Origin of the sequence: Vibrio sp. 10N.286.52.F8 (assembly GCF_041468745.1) — a bacterium.
Taxonomy (GTDB): domain Bacteria; phylum Pseudomonadota; class Gammaproteobacteria; order Enterobacterales; family Vibrionaceae; genus Vibrio; species Vibrio crassostreae_C.
In genome coordinates this window covers 1-1542 of sequence record NZ_JBFRJF010000071.1, presented here as the reverse complement: position 1 = coordinate 1542, position 1542 = coordinate 1, and the positions used below count along the sequence as shown (strand labels likewise).

Here is a 1542-nt window from a genome sequence, read left to right as displayed (position 1 = left end):
CTGTCACCGGTACTAACGACAGGCCAATCGCTCGCAATGACAGTGGGTCTATTAACGAGGATGCGACTTTAGCAGTAGATGCATCAATAGGGTTACTGAAAAATGATAGCGATATTGATGGCGATAACCTCGAAGTCATTGGTATTCGGACAGGTGCTGAAAATGCATCAAATAGCACAGCTGGAACTGTAGGATCTGGATTAACCGGTAGCTTTGGCACTCTGATTGTTAACGAAGACGGTAGTTACAACTACGTTGCTGATAATGCGGATAGCTTAAAAGCTGGTGAGCAGGTGTCTGAAACGTTCACTTATACGATAAGTGATGGTAAGGGGGGGATGGATACTGCGACCTTAACTATTACGGTCACTGGCACAAATGATGGACCAAAAGCAACTGATGATAGTTACAACGAAAGTAGCGAGACGTTACTTTTCTCCGAGTCATTTGAACAAATGATAAACACTGGCAGATGGACAGTTGTGACTGGTGATGATCTTGGCGACTGGAATGCGACCAACGGGCTAGAGGTTCAGCGTGATGGTCTAATTGCTGATGCAACTCATGGTGACTATCTTGCTGAACTCGACGCTCACAAAAACACTGAAATTTCAACGATTATAGACACTTCAGGTCAAGATAGTATTCGGGTTGAATTTGACTATAACCCTCGCCAAGATGGTAACTCGTCTTCTGATATGGTCTTTAAAATCGGTGACACCTCGGTCACGGTACATGCGGATGGGACCCTTTCCGGTGCTAATGGACTTGATATTCAAATAAGCCTACCAGATGCTAATGGTTGGTACCGTGTTACCGCCGAGCTGGAGGTGCAAGCTGATAGTACGGAGTTAGCATTTGCAGGAGATGGTGCTTCAGATAGTCTTGGGGCTTTGATTGACAACGTTATTGTAACGGGGATCAACCAACCTGAGCTCGTTACGCGTGAAGATGAGCCTATTACGATCCCATTCGCAGAGTTGTTAGCGAATGATACTGATATCGATGGTGATGTTCTTTCAATTGTTGTTGGTTCAATAACGTCTGAGGTCAATGGCACATTATCGGTTGACTATGTAAACGAAACGATCACATTCACACCAGATCAAGACTACAACGGTGAGGCCACATTCCAATATACAGTCACTGATGGAAATGGTGGCGAAGACCAAGCGACAGTGACATTAAATATCACACCTGTAAACGACGCGCCCGAACTCAATGTCGATACCGGCGAGGTTGGTGAAGACGCAACTTTAACCGTTGGTGCTGGTAACGGTTTACTATCCAATGACTCCGATGTCGATGGTGACTCATTGAACGTCACGGGTATTTTGAACGGTACCACGGGCACCGCGACCGCCGTGGCAGAGAGTGGCGACACGGTGATCAGCAATGATTACGGCACATTGACCATTCGTGCCGATGGCAGCTACAGCTTTGTGGCGGACGGCAGCGATTCTCAAGCGTTGGCCACAGGAGCGACCGCGGACGTGGTGTTCACCTACACCGCAAGCGATGGCACGGTCAACCAAACCAATA

1 protein-coding gene is annotated in these 1542 nt (G+C 47.3%); it reads left to right on the top strand.

Going from position 1 to position 1542, the window contains the following annotated elements; translation table 11 throughout:
• A partial coding sequence (locus AB4133_RS21930) for a cadherin-like domain-containing protein (RefSeq protein WP_372225749.1) occupies nt 1-1542 on the top strand: 1542 nt, incomplete at both ends.